This window comes from Moorena sp. SIO3I6 (genome assembly GCF_010672095.1).
Genome location: NZ_JAAHHU010001165.1, coordinates 1 through 1,613 on the forward strand (window position 1 = coordinate 1; position 1,613 = coordinate 1,613).

At 45.1% G+C, this 1,613-nt stretch carries 2 protein-coding genes and 1 pseudogene; all 3 read left to right on the forward strand.

The genetic code is table 11. The annotated features are described in order from the left end of the window. Nucleotides 1-663 (forward strand): HlyD family efflux transporter periplasmic adaptor subunit (locus tag F6K49_RS47290; protein ID WP_293109448.1); only part of this gene is annotated, 663 nt, incomplete at its 5' end. A gap of 395 nt (nt 664-1,058) precedes the next feature. Beyond that, nucleotides 1,059-1,256 carry a hypothetical protein gene (locus tag F6K49_RS47295; RefSeq protein WP_293109451.1) on the forward strand — a complete coding sequence of 66 codons (198 nt, stop codon included), beginning with the start codon at nt 1,059-1,061 and terminating at the stop codon, nt 1,254-1,256. Between the two features lie 2 nt (nt 1,257-1,258). Beyond that, nucleotides 1,259-1,613, forward strand: a pseudogene (locus F6K49_RS47300) (peptidylprolyl isomerase); the annotation flags it as partial.

Sequence of the window (1,613 nt, forward strand, 5' to 3'; positions counted from 1 at the left end):
GCCTCCGCTGATATTAAACAAGCTCGCCTGCGCTTACAAGAGCAAGAACGGAGTTATAAAACCTTGGTTCATTCTGGTAAGCTTGCTTTACTAAAAAGTGAGGAACAACTCAAAAATATAGAAACCAAAATTACTACCCTCCAAGCTGAACTATCCCAGAGTAAAAGTCAGATAAAATCCTTGGAATTTCAGTTAAATCAAAGGGTGTTAGCTGCTCCGATCGAGGGAATAGTGTTTCAGTCACCAATCAAAAGTGCTGGGGCTGTGGTGCAACCGGGAGATACTATAGTCGAGATTGCCCCACAGGGGTCTTTCCTTTCCCTGCGAGCCCAGATCGCTATTTCAGAAAGTGGCTCCTTACGGGAAGGAATGGCAGTAAAAATGAAGTTTGATGCTTATCCTTTCCAAGACTATGGAGTAGTAGAGGGAACGGTAATCAAAATTTCTCCAACCTCCAAGGTGACGGAGACGGAGCAGGGTAAAGTGCCTACTTATGACCTAGAAATTAAACTGAATAAAACCTGTATGCCCACACCAAAAGAATGTATTGCTCTCCGCCCAGGGGACACTGCAACAGCAGAAGTCATTGTCCGGCAGCGTCGGATTATGGATTTAGTTCTGGATCCCTTTAAGAAGTTGCAGCAGGGGGGTTTGGAATTGTAGCGTTATCCGAAGGGAACAGGGAATCGGGAATAGGGAGGTATGAGGAGTTGGACATATAGCGCTACGGGCAAGGCAAAAGGCAAAAGCGATGCAGCGCGGTCTTGGGGGTTTCCCCCATGAGCGACTGCATCAAGACGGCAAAAGGCAAAAGTTTACTATAACAGCTTTTGTACTTGTATCAATGTCCTCACCTTAATCGGTAGTGCTATAATCAGCGACTGCATCAAAGCAATGAGGAAAAATGCTATATGTAACAGTTTTCTATCCCATGAGGAAGGGATCCCCCATTATCCCCCTTAATAAGGGGGACTTTGAGGCAATGAAGCGTACCTCATAAATGCGATAAACGCGCTGATATAGCACTAGGGCGTGTTTTCAAAGTTTTATGCAAGATTATGATCCCCCCCAGCCCCCCGCGCGGAAGGGGGGAGCCATACTCAAAGTCCCCCTTTTTTAAGGGGGATTTAGGGGGATCTCCGAGTTTCAAGACACTCCCTACTCCCTACTCCCTACTCCCTACTCCCTACTCCCTACTCCCTGTTCCCTGTTCCCTATTCCCTGTTCCCTATTCCCTACCAATTACCAATAAATAATCATGTTACCAGCTATTACGATTACCACTGAAGATATTTTTCACCAAGTCCAGCTATCCTGCCAAATTCCTGAAATTATTGAAGGGATTGTTACCCGCAAGATTATTGCGGCTACTGCGGAAAGTGCTGGCATCGGTGTAGAGATTGAAGACCTTCAAAACGCAGCAGACCAATTCCGATTAATGAACAAACTTGAGAATTCAGAGGACACTTGGGCATGGCTGCAACAACACAGTATGTCTTTAGATGATTTTGAAGAGATAGTGTATACTAATTTGATGGCTAGTAAGGTAGTTCAACATCTGTTTGCGGATAAGGTTGAACCCTATTTCTTTGAACATCAGCTCGATTATGCTA